At 61.8% G+C, this 15566-nt stretch carries 14 protein-coding genes; all 14 read right to left on the reverse strand.

The window, feature by feature from the left end; genetic code table 11:
• Positions 1–14: 14 nt before the first annotated feature.
• Entirely contained in the window at positions 15–848 is an 834-nt protein-coding gene (locus tag BM438_RS20605) for an AraC family transcriptional regulator (RefSeq protein WP_093636881.1), read from the reverse strand.
• A gap of 123 nt (positions 849–971) precedes the next feature.
• A complete protein-coding gene (locus BM438_RS20610; protein WP_093636884.1) occupies positions 972–2480 on the reverse strand; it encodes a DHA2 family efflux MFS transporter permease subunit in 1509 nt (502 codons plus the stop codon).
• Positions 2481–2679: 199 nt separating this feature from the next.
• Entirely contained in the window at positions 2680–3357 is a 678-nt protein-coding gene (locus BM438_RS20615) for a glutathione S-transferase family protein (RefSeq protein WP_093636887.1), read from the reverse strand.
• 100 nt (positions 3358–3457) lie between these two features.
• A complete protein-coding gene (locus BM438_RS20620) occupies positions 3458–4681 on the reverse strand; it encodes a dienelactone hydrolase family protein (protein ID WP_093636890.1) in 1224 nt (407 codons plus the stop codon).
• Positions 4682–4721: 40 nt separating this feature from the next.
• Positions 4722–6362 carry an AMP-binding protein gene (locus tag BM438_RS20625; protein ID WP_093636892.1) on the reverse strand — a complete coding sequence of 547 codons (1641 nt, stop codon included), beginning with the start codon at positions 6360–6362 and terminating at the stop codon, positions 4722–4724.
• Between the two features lie 99 nt (positions 6363–6461).
• Complete coding sequence (locus BM438_RS20630; RefSeq protein ID WP_093636895.1) at positions 6462–6857, reverse strand: RidA family protein; 396 nt, start codon at positions 6855–6857, stop codon at positions 6462–6464.
• Complete coding sequence (locus BM438_RS20635) at positions 6854–7297, reverse strand: acyl-CoA thioesterase (protein WP_093636898.1); 444 nt, start codon at positions 7295–7297, stop codon at positions 6854–6856. Before BM438_RS20635 ends, BM438_RS20630 begins: the two co-directional genes overlap by 4 nt.
• Positions 7294–8502, reverse strand: a complete 1209-nt coding sequence (locus BM438_RS20640; protein WP_093636901.1) for an acyl-CoA dehydrogenase family protein — start codon at positions 8500–8502, stop codon at positions 7294–7296. The genes BM438_RS20635 and BM438_RS20640 overlap by 4 nt, the downstream gene beginning before the upstream one ends.
• Position 8503: 1 nt before the next feature.
• Positions 8504–9355, reverse strand: a complete 852-nt coding sequence (locus tag BM438_RS20645) for an enoyl-CoA hydratase family protein (protein ID WP_093636904.1) — start codon at positions 9353–9355, stop codon at positions 8504–8506.
• A 23-nt stretch (positions 9356–9378) separates the two neighbouring features.
• On the reverse strand, positions 9379–9936 hold the full coding sequence (locus tag BM438_RS20650) for a MarR family winged helix-turn-helix transcriptional regulator (protein WP_054033708.1): 558 nt from the start codon (positions 9934–9936) through the stop codon (positions 9379–9381).
• Positions 9933–10706 carry an SDR family NAD(P)-dependent oxidoreductase gene (locus BM438_RS20655; protein ID WP_093636907.1) on the reverse strand — a complete coding sequence of 258 codons (774 nt, stop codon included), beginning with the start codon at positions 10704–10706 and terminating at the stop codon, positions 9933–9935. The genes BM438_RS20650 and BM438_RS20655 overlap by 4 nt, the downstream gene beginning before the upstream one ends.
• The gene (locus BM438_RS20660) at positions 10703–13075 is read right to left on the reverse strand and encodes a bifunctional salicylyl-CoA 5-hydroxylase/oxidoreductase (protein ID WP_093636909.1); all 2373 of its coding nucleotides are present in this window, start codon (positions 13073–13075) and stop codon (positions 10703–10705) included. Before BM438_RS20660 ends, BM438_RS20655 begins: the two co-directional genes overlap by 4 nt.
• A gap of 81 nt (positions 13076–13156) precedes the next feature.
• Complete coding sequence (locus BM438_RS20665; protein ID WP_093636912.1) at positions 13157–14035, reverse strand: DMT family transporter; 879 nt, start codon at positions 14033–14035, stop codon at positions 13157–13159.
• 196 nt (positions 14036–14231) lie between these two features.
• A complete protein-coding gene (gene deoA, locus BM438_RS20670; RefSeq protein WP_093636915.1) occupies positions 14232–15551 on the reverse strand; it encodes a thymidine phosphorylase in 1320 nt (439 codons plus the stop codon).
• Positions 15552–15566 lie beyond the last annotated feature (15 nt).

The following is a 15566-nucleotide window of genomic DNA, read 5'->3' on the forward strand; positions in this document are numbered from 1 at the left end:
GCTCAACGCTCGAATCAAGCTTTCAACGGTAGCCAGATTTCGAGTCCACCCATGCCGCTGACCGGATCGAACTTCTCGTCGTAGCGCTCGAAGTTGGGCGCATCGGCGGGGATGTGTCCCGATGCCGGCAGCCACTGATTCCAGATCGTGTTCCAGGTGCGCCGTATGGTCGAGATGTGCTCGCGGTGGCTGAACACTGCGTAGCGTTGCGGGGAAATACGCAAGCGGCTCAGTTCGGCAGGCAATGCCGAAAAGTCGCTGACTTCGACGCCGCACAGATAGTCGATATTGCCGGTGTCGTCGGCGTCGTAGCAGACGCCATATGCCACGTTGCCGACCTGGCCGGGCACTCTGCCGAAGTATTCGCCAAAGCGCTGCCACTGCGAAGGAATCGCGGCGCAGGTCTCGCTTGTATAGCGCTCGCTCAGGCCCGCGACGAGAAACGGTTTGCCGTCTTCGAAACGCGGCGGTTCGAGATGCGTGAGAAGGGTTTCGTCCATTTTGATCGGCTCCACGATAGCAATGTTGTCGAGGTGACCACGCGCGCGCAGCGCTTCGGGCGTCAGTCCGAATTGCTCGCGAAACGCGCGCGTGAATGCTTCGTGAGAACCGTAACCGGCCTCGATGGCGACGGTCAGAATATCGGGTGCACCGTCGGCGAGGCGTCGTGCCGCTTCGCTCAAGCGGCGCGCGCGAACATAGCGCATGACCGAAAGCCCCGTGGCCGCTTCGAAAGCACGCGCCAGGTGAAAGCGCGACACGCATCCACAGTTGGCGATGTCGTCGAGCGTCAACTCGCGCGCAAAGTGGCTTTCGATAAACCAGAGCGCTTTTCCAACGGGGTTCATATTGGCTCTCACGTCAGCATGAAGCCAGCATAGCCAGGCGCGATGCGGCGCATTTGATCGCGCTTGCGGTTTTGCGGTGGGCGCCTTCTTGACCGCGATCGAGCTTGTTTCAGGGTGGATGGGTCAGTAGTTTTCGGTCGCTGCCGCGTTACCCGCGCCATGCGATTGTGCTGCAGTGGACCCGCCGTCACCGTGTGCATCCTCGTGCGCGTTCGCGTTCGCGCCGCCGGGTTGTCCCGGGCGCAGCAGCAAACCACCCAATACACCCGCCGCCGCCGCGAAGATCGCACCGAACAGGAACGCCACGTGATAGCCGCTATTGAGCGCTGCTACCGCGTTTTCAGACGCTTGCATTGCGTCACTGCGCGCTGCCGCCAGACTTGCGAGCACCGCGAGACCGAGCGCTCCACCCATCATGAACGACGTATTGACGATCCCGGACGCAAGGCCCGAATCGCTTGGATCGACGTCGCTCATGGCGGCCAGCAGCAGGGGATTGAATGCGATGCCCGCGCCGAAGCCGAGCAGGATCATGCCGGGCAGCACGTCGAGCACGAAGCTGCCGTTGACGGGCGCGCGTGCAAACAGCGCGAGGCCAATCGCCGCGACCAGCAGCCCGACGGCAAGCGGCGCGCGCAGGCCGAAGCGCATCACCACGCGTGCCGACAGGCCCAACGAGAAGAACGCCATGATCAGATTGGCCGGCAAAAACGCGAGCCCGACCTGCAAGGGCCGGTAACCGAGCACGCGCTGCAGATACAACGCGGAGATGAAGAACCACGCGAACATCGCCGCTGCCCACAGTACGCCGACCACATTAGCAGTCGCGACATTGCGCAGACGGAACAGACCGAGCGGCATCAACGGATGTTGCACGCGCGCTTCGATCACGAGAAACACGGCCAGCAACGCGAGCGCGGCGAACAGCAGGCCGAGCGTCTGCGCCGAGGTCCAGCCAGCTTCATTGCCGTTCACGACCGCGTACACGGCCAGCATCAGCGAAGCGGTGACCGTTACGGCACCGGCCACGTCGAGCCGTTCGCCATGAGCATGACCGCGTGCCGACGGCAGGAGCGCCACGCACAGCGCGTAGACAGCGATGCCAATCGGCAGGTTGACGAGAAAGATCCAGTGCCAGCTCAGCAGGTTGGTCAGCAGACCGCCGAGCAACACGCCGATGCTCCCGCCGCCCGCGCAGACGAAACCGTAGATACCCATCGCTTTCGCCCGTTCGCCCGCCTCGGTGAACAGATTCATGATCAGCGACAGCGAAACAGCGGAGACTACTGCGCCGCCCAAACCCTGCACGGCACGCGCGCACACCAGCAGGATTTGCGAATTCGCCAGGCCGCACGCGAGCGAAGCCAACGTGAACAGCGTGATGCCGCCGAGGAACAGCTTGCGATGGCCGTAGAGATCGCCCAGCCGTCCGCCAAGCAGCAGGCAGCCGCCGAAGGTAAGCATGTATGCATTGACCACCCACACCAGCGAGGTTTCGCTAAAGCCGAGGTCCGCGGCGATCGACGGCAGGGCAACGTTCACGATGGTCGTATCGAGCACGATCATGAGCACGCCGAGGCACAGAACGATCAGCGCCAGCCAGCGTTTGTTGCCGTGGATGGAATGGGTCATGCAGGGGCTCCTTTGCCGTGGTCTATCAAGCTCAAGCAGGCTCAAGCGGGCGCCAGCGGATGCAAGCGAATGCCGGACGTTCCGCCGCTCGGCACGAATTCGAAGCCCGGTCGGCAACCCGTTGATGGCAATGGGGATTTTTAGTCTAGCACCCGCGAGTTTTAAGCCACAACTACGAATTCCTGGGCGGGGTCGGCCGTCAATCGCCGCCCAGTAGTTCGTATTTGCCGCCGCGCTCCAGCGCCCGCTGATAGGCCGGCCGCGCGTGAATGCGTTTCAGGAAATCGACGACGGCGGGAATCTGCCCTTCCATGCCGCCGCGTGCGGTGGCGGCTTCGAGCGGAAAGCTCATCTGAACGTCGGCCGCCGTGAAGTCGTTGCCGACGAACCAGCCGGTCGCGCTCAATTCCTTGTTGATGAAACCGAGGTGCAGCTTCAACTGCGGATCGATGAAGCTCGATTGGAGCGTCCATGCGATCTTGCGGGCGATGGGCTTGGCGAAGAACGGCATCGGCGCGCTGGCGATGCGCAGGGCGATCAGTTTCAGCAGCAGCGGCGGCATGGCCGAGCCTTCCGCATAGTGCATCCAGTACGTGTAGCGCAGCCGCTCCGGTGTGCCCGCTGCGGGCGCGAAGCGGCCTTGACCGTACTTATCGACCAGATACTCGATGATTGCGCCGGATTCGGCGAGGGTCTGGCCATCGTCCGTAATGACGGGCGACTTGCCGAGCGGATGCACCGCGCGCAACTCGGGTGGCGCCAGCATCGTGTTCGGGTCGCGCTCGTAGCGCTTGATCTCGTAGGGCACGCCGAGTTCTTCGAGCAGCCACAACACGCGTTGCGAGCGGGAGTTGTTCAGATGATGGACGGTCAGCATGGGTCGAGGGAGGTTGGCCGGTGAAGCGTCACATCATAGGGGTGTTGAGCCGAGGCGGGGCTCTATTTGCTTGTCTCCGTCCTCGCCCCCCGGCCACCCCTCACACGCGCGACTTTGCGCCCATCAACTGGTTCGACGGCAAGGTTTCATCGAGCAGCTTGCGCGCGCTTTCTATGCCAGCCACCGGCAGTCCCTCGGGATTCAGCAAGCCGACCTGCACCAGCACCGATGCCTGATCCCAATAGATGTGCTCGTTGTACAGCTTGTCGCCGCGAAAGCACACCACGGCCAGCATCGGTACTTCGAAGTATTTACCGGTTGGCGCGACGCCAGGTAGCAGCCAATCGATCTCGCAGCTATGCGTGCAACTGAAAATGAATTCATCGACGATGCGATCCGCGCCGATCGTGCGCGAAATCGGAATCAGCTTCGTATCGGCAGGATTCGAATTGACGAAGTGATGCGTGTAGAAACGCTTGAGCTTGTCATGGCCCACGCCGCCGGTCATGGTGGGGACGTGGTTGACGTAAGGTTGCGCGACCATGGTCGGCATGACGGCGTCGACGTCGCGCGTGGCGAACTCGTAATAGCAATGCGCTTCCCACAACGCGTTCAGATCGTAGACCGGACCCAGCACCTTACGGAGCAGGGCAAGCGTGCGCGAATAGGCCATCATCGCGGCGGGTTTGTCGTACTGCGGACGCGATGGTGCGGCGAATGCATGATCGCAACCGGGGTACACGTATTGCTCGATCTGCGGGCGCGTGCGCAATGCGGCGCTGATTCGCTCGCGCGTTTCGAGCGGGCAATGTGCATCGTTTTCAGGGAAGTGAAACACCATCGGGCAGCGCACGGCCGGCACTTCATCCAGATACGCTTCGAGGCCAACGCCGTAGTAGCTGATCGCGCAGTCCACGTCGGTGCGTGCCGCGCTCAGGAACGCGAGTTTGCCGCCGAGACAGTAGCCGACCGTGCCTACCTTGCCGGCCTGTTCGGGCAACGTGCGCAATGTGGCGACCGTTGCCGCGATATCGTCGACGGCGAGATCGACGTCGAAGCTCCCGAGATAGTCGAGCGCCTGCTTCATATCCGCCTCGCCATAGCCGAGCGAGATGCCTGGCTTGATCCGCCAGAACAGATCCGGCACCAGCACGACATAACCTTCTTCTGCGAAGCGGTCGGCCATCGATTTCATGTAGTCGTTGATACCGAAGATTTCCTGCAGGAGCACGAGCCCCGGGCCCGAGCCTTGCGCCGGACGCGCGACGTAGGCGTTGAAACGGCCGCCATCCTGGGCGACGACTTCGATGAAAGAGGCGGCCATGCGGTGTGTCTCCGACAGGAAAGAGGGACTACATAATGGGCTACCCGAGCGTACGCAACTCGAAGCGTTTGATCTTGCCGGTTTCGGTACGCGGCAGCGCCTCGATGAAGGCGATAACGCGCGGGTATTTATACGGCGCCACGCTATTTTTCACGAAATCCTGCAGTTGCGCGACCATTTTGTCGTCAGGCGCATAACCTGGGTTCAGCACCACGAAGGCCTTGACGATCTGTCCGCGCGTCTCGTCGGGCACGCCGATCACGCCGCATTCGGCCACCGCGTCGTGTTGCATCAACACGCTTTCCACTTCCGGGCCGGAGATGTTGTAGCCGGCAGAGACGATCATGTCGTCGGCGCGGGCCTGATAGAACACGTAGCCGTCTTCGTCGAGATAAACCGAGTCACCGGGAAGGTTCCAGCCGTCGCGAACGAACTTCGCTTGCCGCTCGTCAGCGAGATAGCGGCAGCCCGTCGGCCCGCGCACCGCGAGTTTGCCGATTGTGCCTGCCGGCACCGGTTGCATGGCGTCGTCCACGGCCTGCACGACGTAACCCGGCACCGCGCGACCGATGGCATGCGGGCGGATCGCATCGCCTTGCGCCGAGATGAAAATATGGATCAATTCTGTACCGCCGATGCCGTCGATCATCTCGATGCCGCTTGCGTCGTGCCATAGGCGGCGCGTCGAATCCGGCAACGCTTCTCCCGCCGAGACCGTTTTCTTCAAGCTTGAAATGTCGTGATGCGCAACGAGCGGAGCCATCTGCCGATAGAACGTCGGCGCGGTGAACATGATCGTCGCGTGAAAACGCTCGACGGTTTGCAGCAAGGTCTCGGGCGTGAGCTTCTCGATCAATACCGTCGACGCACCCACTCGCAGCGGAAAGCACAGCAAACCACCGAGGCCGAATGTGAAGGCGAGCGGCGGTGTGCCGCAAAACACATCGCTCGATGAAGGTTTCAGAACATGACGCGGAAACAGATCGCACATCGCGAGGACGTCACGATGAAAGTGCATGCAACCCTTCGGCGCGCCCGTCGTGCCACTGGTGAAGGCGATCAGGCAGACGTCGTCAGCTGCGGTGTCGCAAGCGGTGAAGTGGTCCGGTTTGTTGATCGCGAGGCTGTCGAGCGAATCGGCGGAATCATCATGAAACAGGCGTGTTTGTTTCAAACCCGCGCAGTAGAACTCGTCCTTGGGATCGTTGCAGCGCGCGAGTTCAGCGGTCAGGCGCGAGTCACATAGCGCGGCGCTGACTTGCGCCTTCTCGATGATCTGCTTGAGTTCTTTCGCACGCAGCAGCGGCATGGTTGGCACTACGACCAGGCCGGCCTTCAGCGCCGCGAGCGCCGTCACCGCCATGTGCAGGCTGTTCGGTCCACGCAGCAGCACGCGGTTGCCCGGCTGCAAACCCATTTCACCGACCAGCACATGCGCGTTGCGATTCACCAAGGCCAGCAACTCGCTATAAGTGGTCGCCTGCGGTTTCCCGTCCACGTCCGACCAGATCGCCGGACGGTCGCGATGTCCCGCTTCGATGGTTCTGTCGAGCAATTCCGTCGCGCAATTGAAGCGCGCCGGGTAAGCCACGTCCGGGTTGTCGAGCAGAAAGACAGGCCATTGATCCTGCGGCGGAAGATTGTCGCGCGCGAAGGTATCGACGTGTGCTGACGGTTCCATCATGGTCTCCCGGGCGTTGAGCCGGCTGAATGCGCTTCGGTTGGCTTGGTGGGTTATGTTGCTTCGTGCTTCGTGCTTCGTGCTTCGTATTTCGTGCGCTTACTGGGGAACCACGGCCGTGGCTTCGATCTCGACTTTCGCTTCGTCTTCGATCAACGCGACGACCTGTATCGCGCTCATCGCGATGTCGTAGTCGCCGATCAGCTCGCGAAACGCACGGCCGATATCTTTCAGCGAGGCGAGGTATTCGCGTTTGTCGGTGACGTACCAGGTCAGGCGGACCAGATGCTCGGGCCTGCCGCCCGCTTCGTGCAGGACGGCGAGGATGTTCTTGAGCGCCTGAATCGCCTGCTGTGCGAAGTCGGTGGTCTGAAAACGCGCCTGTTCGTCCCAGCCGATCTGGCCGGCGATGAATACTTGTGTGCCGGCTGCTGCAACGCCGTTCGCGTAGCCGCGCGGCTTGATCCAACCGGCGGGAAGGAGAGCTTTTTTCATGAGCGATGCGCCTCGATGGATTCAGGTTGTGGGACAAACGCCGCGAGCGCGCTCGCGATGTCTGCGGGAATGTCGATGGATGTGCCGCTTTCGAGCGATGTGGTCACGAGCACCTGTTTCGCGCTGAAGCGGATTTCGCCGCCGTGCCGGCCGACGATCTCGATGCTGATCGAGCGGCGCCCGACCTTCGTGACGCTGAGTGACAGCATGATCGTTTCGCCCATCTGGCTCGGCCGCGAAAACTCGCAATCGAGTTTGACGATCGGCAAACCAACCCGGCGTTGCGCGATCATCTGCGCATAGTCGATCTGCATGCCTTCGTTGAACCAGTCTTCGACCAACGCGTTGGTCATCACCAGATATTGCGGAAAGAACACGATGCCGGCCGGATCGCAGTGCTGGAAGCGAATGCGGACAGGCCGTTCGAAGGTCGCGTTCATTTCGCTGCGTCCTTGATGGCGTCCGCTGCGTGCGCCTTCAGAAGGTCGCGGCCGACAATCAGCTGTTGCACTTCAGTCGCGCCTTCATAGATCCGCAACGCACGAATTTCGCGGTACAGCATCTCGACGGCGGTGCCGCTTTGCACGCCCATACCGCCATAGAGTTGCACGGCGGCGTCGATCACCTGTTGCGCGCCTTCGCTTGCGTGCCACTTGGCCATTGCGGCTTCACGCGTGACCTGTTCGCCCTGATCGCGCAGCCAGGCCGCGCGATAGACCAGCAATGCGCTGCTGTCGATCGTCAATGCCATCTGTGCGAGCTTGGCTTGCGTCAACTGAAAATCGCCGAGCGTCTGTCCGAACATCTTGCGCGACGATGCGCGTGAAAGACCTTCGGCCATTGCATGCCGTGCGAAGCCCAACGACGCTGCCGCCACCGATGTGCGGAAAATATCCAGCGTACGCATCGCGAGTTTGAAACCTTCGCCGGGTGCGCCGAGCATCTGGCTGCGCGGCACGCGTGCGCCGGCAAAGTGCAGGCGAGCCAGCGGATGCGGCGCGATCACATCGATGCGTTCGGCGATTTCCAGACCCGGCGTGTCGGCATCGACGATGAAGGCGGTGATGCCGCGTGCACCTGGCGCTTCGCCGGTTCGGGCGAACACCACGTAGAAGTCGGCGATGCCGCCGTTGGAGATCCACGTCTTGTCGCCGTCGAGTACGTAGAAGTCGCCGTCTTCGCGCGCTGAGAGGGACATCGCAGCCACGTCCGATCCTGCTTCCGGCTCCGACAACGCGAACGCGGCGATAGCGGTACCGTTCGCCACACGCGGCAAGTACCGCGTCTTTTGCTCATGCGTGCCGCCGAGCGAGATCGCGCCGGAACCGAGGCCTTGCATCGCCAAAGCGAAATCAGCGAGACCGGAATGCTTGGCGAGTGTCTCGCGCAGCAGGCACACGGCGCGTGTGTCGATCGTGTCGCCATTCCCGCCGTAGGCAACGCCGCCGACACCATATTTCAGCCAGCCTGCCGAACCGAGTTCGCGGACCAGACGGCGGCAGGTTGCATCGACGTCGTCATGCTCCACGTGCGAGAGATTCGCGCGGCACCATGCTTCGATACCCGCGGCCAGTTCGCGATGACGCGGTTCGAAAAACGGCCAGGCCAGTGCGCTGTGCAGATCCAGATCGCTGTTGGTGCTCAATTCAATCTCCCTCGAAGACAGGGCGCGACTTCGCGGCAAACGCGCTATACGCACGTTCGAAATCGCGTGTGCTCATGCAGATCGCCTGTGCTTGCGCTTCCGATTCGATCGCTTCGTCGATGCTCATGCTCCATTCCTGGTGCAGCATCTTCTTCGTGATGCCGTGCGCGAAGGTCGGACCGGCGACGAGATCGGCGGCGAGCTTCTGTGCGTCTGCGATGAGCGCTGCCGGTTCGCACAGGCGGTTATAGAAACCCCATGCGTGGCCTTCCTCGCCACTCGCTGAGCGGCCGGTGAACAGCAATTCGGCGGCGCGGCCTTGGCCGATGATGCGCGGCAGGATCGCGCAAGCGCCCATATCGCAACCGGCGAGGCCGACGCGAGAGAACAGAAACGCGAGCTTGCTGCGCGCGGTGCCGAGCCGCATGTCGGACGACATCGCCAGGATCGCACCGGCGCCGGCGCAGACGCCGTCGACCGCGGCGATGATGGGTTGCGGGCAGTGGCGCATCGCTTTGACCAGATCGCCGGTCATGCGCGTGAACAGCAGCAGTTCCGGCATCGGCAGATCGATTAGCGGGGCGATGATGTCGTGCACGTCGCCGCCGGAGCAGAAGTTCTCGCCTGCGCCGTGAATCACGATTGCCTTCACGTCGGTCGCGTACGTGAGTTGCCGGAACAGATCACGCAACTCCGCATACGATTCGAACGTCAGGGGGTTTTTGCGTTCGGGGCGGTTCAGTGTGATCGTCGCGACCTTGTCGGCGACCGACCAGCCGAAGTGCCGCGCCTCGTAACCGGCGAGCGTCAGGCGGTTTCCGGCCAGTAGGGCGTCGGCGTTGGATCGTGTCATGAATGTCTCCAGTTCCGTGCGGATCAGTCTTTCAGACTGTCGAGCAGATGTTGTTTGAGTTTGCCGAGGCGTTGATGGGTGCGCGATTTTTCGTCGAGGCTCAAGCCGCCGAACAGTTCGACAACCCATTGCTCATGCGCAATGGCCATCTTGTCGAACGCCTTGCGACCCGCGGGCGTGAGGCACACGCTGATCGAGCGGCGATCGTTGGGATCGGTGCCGCGCGAAACCAGACCTTCTTTTTCAAGCTGGTCCGTAATGCCGGTCACATTGCCGCCCGTCACCATCAAACGGCGCGACAGCTCGGTCATCTTCAGGCCTTCCGGATGACGTTCGAGTTGCGCCATCAAATCGAAACGCGGCAAGGTGGTGTCGAATTCGTTGCGCAGGCGCTTGCGCAGTTCGGCTTGCACGAGATTGGTCGTGGTCAACATGCGCAGCCACAAACGCAGACCCATGTGGCTATCGGCGCCGGTACTCATTTCCAGATCCACGACGTTCTCCGCTGGTTTGGCGACGCCTTTGCGCGGCGGCTTTGCGTCAGCCGTCGTAGTCTTTTTAAGGTTCGATAACTTGGTCACATTACTTCTCCACCGGAGATGGAAACGGATTGCCCCGTGATCGCGTCCGAGCCGGGTTGGCAGAGCCAAAGCACGGCGTTGGCGACCTGCTCAGGGCTCACGAAGCGACGCTGCGGATTCGTGCGCAGCAAGGTTTCGCGCGCCTGCTGTTCGGTGCGCGAGGTCTTGCTGGTGATCTGTTCAAGCGACGTGTGCAGCAGTTCGGTTTCCGTGTAGCCGGGGCATACGGCGTTGACGGTGACGCCTTTCGTCGCGACTTCCAGTGCGAGTGAGCGCGTCAGGCCGATCACGCCATGTTTCGCGGCGCAGTAAGCGGCGACATAGGCGTAGCCGATTTGCCCCGCCGTGCTCGCGACATTGACGATGCGGCCGTGGCCGCGCTCGAGCATGCCGGGCAACACGGCGCGCGTGCCGAGGAAGACGCCGGTGAGGTTCACGTCGAGCATGCGCTGCCAGAGCGCCATGTCGGTGTGAGTGAAGGGCGCAGCTTGCGCCTGGCCGGCGTTGTTGACGAGGATATCGATTGCGCCGGCTTGTGCGAATGCCTTCTCGACCGATTCTTCGCTTGTGACGTCGACGCTGATGCATGCGACTTCGCCGAGTCCGTTGAAACTTTCCCGCTGCGCATCGAGACGTTGTGCGTTGCGTCCCATCAAGGTGACGCGCGCACCGGCACGCAGCAGCGCTTCGGCCACTGCCGCGCCGATGCCGCTGCCGCCGCCTGTGACGACGGCGTGCTGTCCTGCGAGGGTTGTGTTGGGCGTATTCACGTGGTTCCTTCAGCGCGTTGCGCGCGTTCTTGCGGCGACAAGCCTGCGTTTGCGGCGGCCTGTGCACGTTCACGTTCAAGATTGCGCTCGAGTTGCGACTTGGCTGCCGTGTATGGTTTCGGCCACGTCACGTCCAGATAGCCGATTCTTGCGGCTTCATTCAACGTCCACGACGGATTGGCCAGATGCGGCCGTGCGATCGCACAGAGATCGGCGCGGCCCGCCGCGATGATGCTGTTCACGTGGTCCGCTTCCGAGATCGCGCCAACGGCGATGGTTGCGATGCCGGCTTCGTTGCGCACGCGGTCAGCGAATGGCGTCTGGAACATGCGGCCAAACACGGGCTTTTCCTGCTTGCTGACCTGGCCCGACGAGACGTCGATCATGTCGGCGCCTGCCGCCTTGAAGGCGCGGGCGATTTCCACGGCGTCGTCGGGCGTGGTGCCGCCTTCGACCCAATCGTTAGCGGAAATACGCACGGAAATCGGTTTGTCTTGCGGCCAGACGGCGCGAATCGCCTTGAAGACCTGCAACGGGTAGCGCAGACGATTTTCGAGCGAACCGCCATATTCGTCCGTGCGCTGGTTGGTCAACGGCGACAGGAAGCTCGAGAGGAAATAGCCGTGTGCGCAGTGCAGTTCGAGCCAATCGAAGCCTGCCTCAGCGGACATTTGCGTGGCGCGCACGAATTGCGCTTCGATTTCTTCAAGTTCGTCTCGTGTGGCTTCATGCGAGGTCTGACTGATGCCGCTTAAATATTGCTGCGGCGAAGCGGACACGAGCGGCCAGTTGCCTTTGTCAAGCGGCTGGTCGATGCCTTCCCATGCAACACGCGTCGAGCCTTTCGCGCCGGAGTGTCCTAGCTGAATTCCGATCTTCGCGTCCGACTGAGCGTGCACGAGATCCACAATGCGTTTCCACGCCGTGAGATGCTCGGGCGCGTACATGCCGGGACAAGCGGGCGTGATGCGCGCTTCGGGCGACACGCAGGTCATTTCCGTCATGACCAGCCCGGCGCCGCCCATGGCGCGGGCACCGAGATGCATCAGGTGATAGTCACCGGCGATGCCGTCGACGGCCGAGTATTGCGCCATCGGTGAGACGACTACGCGGTTTTTCAGCGTGACGCCACGCAACGTGAAGGGCGTGAACATCGGCGGAACGGAGTGTTTTTCCGGCGCGCGGTCAATGCCTGAGCGGTGCGCGAGCCAGTCTTCGAACGTCGAGAGATAGGTTGCGTCACGCTCCCGCAAGTTCTCATGCGAGATGCGCTGCGAGCGTGTGAGCAGCGAATACGCGAACTGTTCCGGCTCGAACGACGTATAGCGGTCGACATGCTCGAACCACTCCGTCGAATTGCGCGCGGCGTTCTGGATACGCAATACGTCGATACTGCGGACCTCCGTGTAGTGCTGCAACGCAGCGGGCAAATCACCCGGATGCGCGCCGATGCTGTTGGCGAGTTCGATCGAATCTTCGAGCGCGAGCTTGGTGCCCGAGCCGATCGAGAAGTGCGCGGTGTGCGCCGCGTCGCCCATCAGTACGATCGGCGTTTGTGAGCCATCGGCGTTGTTGCGCCAATGCACCCATTCCTCATTGACGACGCGAGGGAAACGAATCCACTGCGACGACCCACGCAAATGCGCGGCGTTCGACAGCAACGGGTTGCCGTCCAGATACTTGGCGAACAGCTTCTCGCAGAACGCGATGCTGTCTTCCTTGCTCATTTCGTCGAGACCGGCGGCGCGCCACACGCGCTCCGGCGTTTCCACAATAAACGTCGAGGTCTGATCGTCGAAGCGGTAGGCATGGGCCTGGAACCAGCCGAACTCAGTTTCTTCGAAAGCAAACGTGAAGGCGTCGAAGAGTTTTTTGGTGCCGAGCCAGACGAAGCGGCAATCGCGCATGTCGATCGCGGGCTTGTAGGTGGCGGTGTACTTCTGACGGATGGCGCTGTTGGCGCCGTCACAGGCGATGATCAGGTCGGCTTCGTAGGTGGTGTCGTCCGTAACCTGGGTTTCGAAAACCAGTTTGACGCCCAGTTCTTCGCAGCGCGCCTGCAGGATATTCAGCAGACGTTTGCGGCCGATGCCGCAGAAGCCATGGCCCGACGAGCGAACCTGCCTGCCGCGGAAATTGATCTCGATGTCGTCCCAGTGGTTGAAGGCGTCGAGGATCGCATCTGCGCTGGGGGCGTCGGCGGCGCGCAGGTTGCCGAGCGTCTGGTCGGAGAACACCACGCCCCAGCCGAAGGTGTCATAGGGCCGGTTGCGCTCCACCACCGTGACGTCATATGCCGGGTTCCGGCCCTTCATTAACAGGCCGAAGTACAAGCCGGCCGGGCCGCCGCCGATACATACGATGCGCATGTTGACTCTCCATGTGAACCTGCTCTGGAGGGTAATTTAGGCGTCGATAGTTTAGATGTCAAGTAAATTGTGGGAAGGCTCCTATGCTCGTTGGCGTCCAATCTGCAACATCGCGATACTGGCAAGAATCAGGGCGATGGCGGCCACTTCCAATGCGCCAACCTTTTCCCCGGCGACCCAACCAATCAGAAGCGCAACGGTAGGTGTAATGTAGGTTGAGCCCGAAGCGGCAACTGCGCCGAGCTCCTGCAGCAGGAAGTAGTAGATCAGAAAGGCAATGCCGGTTCCCAGGACACCAAGTCCGACCACGACACCGGCGGCCGCCCGCCAATCCTGCAGTATGTGCCGCATCCCGGTGAAGTCTGTGAGCAAGGTCAGTATGAGCAGGGCCAGCCCCATCTGCCACGTGACCAGCGCCAGGGGCGGGAGGTTGAATGGCGACAGAAAACGGCGGACGTAAACATACGACAGCCCGAGGGTGATCGCACCTGCCAACATCCAGAAAACGCCGGCAAGATCGATGGGGTTGTCTGCACCTTCCCAAGGCCGCGCAATCAGAACGATGCCGGCAAATCCCAGAACCACGCCTGCCACCATCAACCCGTTCACCTTCTCGGTTCGCAGGAGCAATAGTGAGGAGATAGCAGTGAATATGGCAATGGAGCCGCCCAAAACGCCTGCGGTGCCCGAAGGAAGCGGCGCAGTGCCTTTTACGATGGCAACATAGTAGAAAGCTGTCGCCACAGAGGCCATGACGAAGAAGTGAGGCAGATGACGCACCTGGCTACGGTTGATCACTCCCTGATGCCAGGCGGCGAGTGCCAGTGGCAGGAAGCCAAAAAGTACCCGTAAAAACGCGATCTGCATTGGGCTGATCAGGGTCACCGCCCACTTCATGTAGATAAAGTTCGATCCCCAGATGAAGCCAAGAAGGACGAAGGCAGCTTTGGTAAGCCTCATAGTGCATGCCTCGCCGACCAATGAGATTGATCGTCAGTACATCAAAGTCCGAAATCTGCGGATAGAACAAAAGCGGCATCGCCGTAGGACGTGCTGGTCGTGATTCGGCGGCCGCATCGCATGTGCGTTTCCGATTGCGCATCCGTGTCGGGAACCAGAACTACGGCACGCACGGTGCTCGACTCCCCGGTCGGCTCTACTGAACGATTCGATAGATGGTTGGCGGTAGCGTTTCGCCTGCCGCGGAAAGCGTGTATGCGCGCTGCACCTCCGCCACCGCATGCGCCGCTTCCCGGGCGCTGCGTGCGTGCACGAAGCCAAGTGGCTGCCCGACGTCCACGTGTTGTCCAAGCGGTACGAGTTCCGATAGGCCGACAGCGTAGTCGATCGAGTCTTCCGCCCGCACTCTGCCTCCACCCAGTTCCACGACGGCGACGCCGAGCGCGCGGCAGTCGATCCGCTCTACCTGTCCCTCCCCCGGTGCAGGAACCGGAATCCTGATCTGCGCTTTGGCCAGATAACGCGCAGGCGCGTCGATCAAGTCGATGGGGCCGCCCAGCGCCGCCACCATTTTCGCGAAGCGCTCCGCGGCCGCACCGGAGTCGAGCACCGCCTGCAACTTGACTCGCGCCTGTGCGTGGTCGGTAGCAATGCCGCCGTTGATCAGCATCTGCGCGGCGAGCGCTATCGTGACGTCGTGCAGACGATCTGGACGCGACTTGCCTGTCAAATAATCGATTGCGCACGCCACTTCCAGCGCATTGCCCGCGCACGGCGCAAGCGACTGGTTCATGTCGGTCAGCAGCGCCGTGGTCTTCAGGCCTGCGCCGTTGCCGACGTCGACGATGCTCCTCGCGAGTTCGAGCGATTTTTCCGGAGTCGGCATAAACGCGCCCGAGCCTACCTTGACGTCCATCACGAGACCTTCAAGCCCTGCTGCAAGCTTCTTCGACAGGATCGACGCAGTGATCATCGCGACGGATTCGATCGTCGCCGTGTTGCCCCGGATCGCATAGATGCGCCTGTCGGCGGGCACGAGCTGCGCAGTCTGGCCGATGATCGCCACGCCGACGTCGCGTACTGCGCGCTGAAATTCGTTCGTATCGGGCGTCACGTTATAGCCCGGGATCGAATTCAGCTTGTCGAGCGTGCCGCCCGTATGTCCGAGCCCGCGTCCGGAAATCATCGGCACATAAGCCCCACACGCGGCAACCATCGGACCGATCAACAACGAGGTCAGATCGCCGACGCCACCGGTCGAGTGTTTGTCGACGATCGGTCCATTCAGGTTCAACGCATGCCAGTCGAGCACCTGCCCCGAGTCGCGTTGCGCAAGCGTGAGCGCGACGCGTTCGTCGACGCTCAGGTCGTTGAAATAGACTGCCATCGCGAATGCTGATACCTGCCCCTCGGTGACGCTGCCATCCACCACGCCGCGAACGAACGCTGCAATTTCGTCCCGGTCGAGTGGCTGCCGGTCACGTTTCTTGCGAATGAATTCCTGGGGCAGGAACATGACGACTCCTTCAAT

Source organism: Paraburkholderia aspalathi, assembly GCF_900116445.1.
GTDB classification, from domain to species: Bacteria; Pseudomonadota; Gammaproteobacteria; order Burkholderiales; family Burkholderiaceae; genus Paraburkholderia; species Paraburkholderia aspalathi.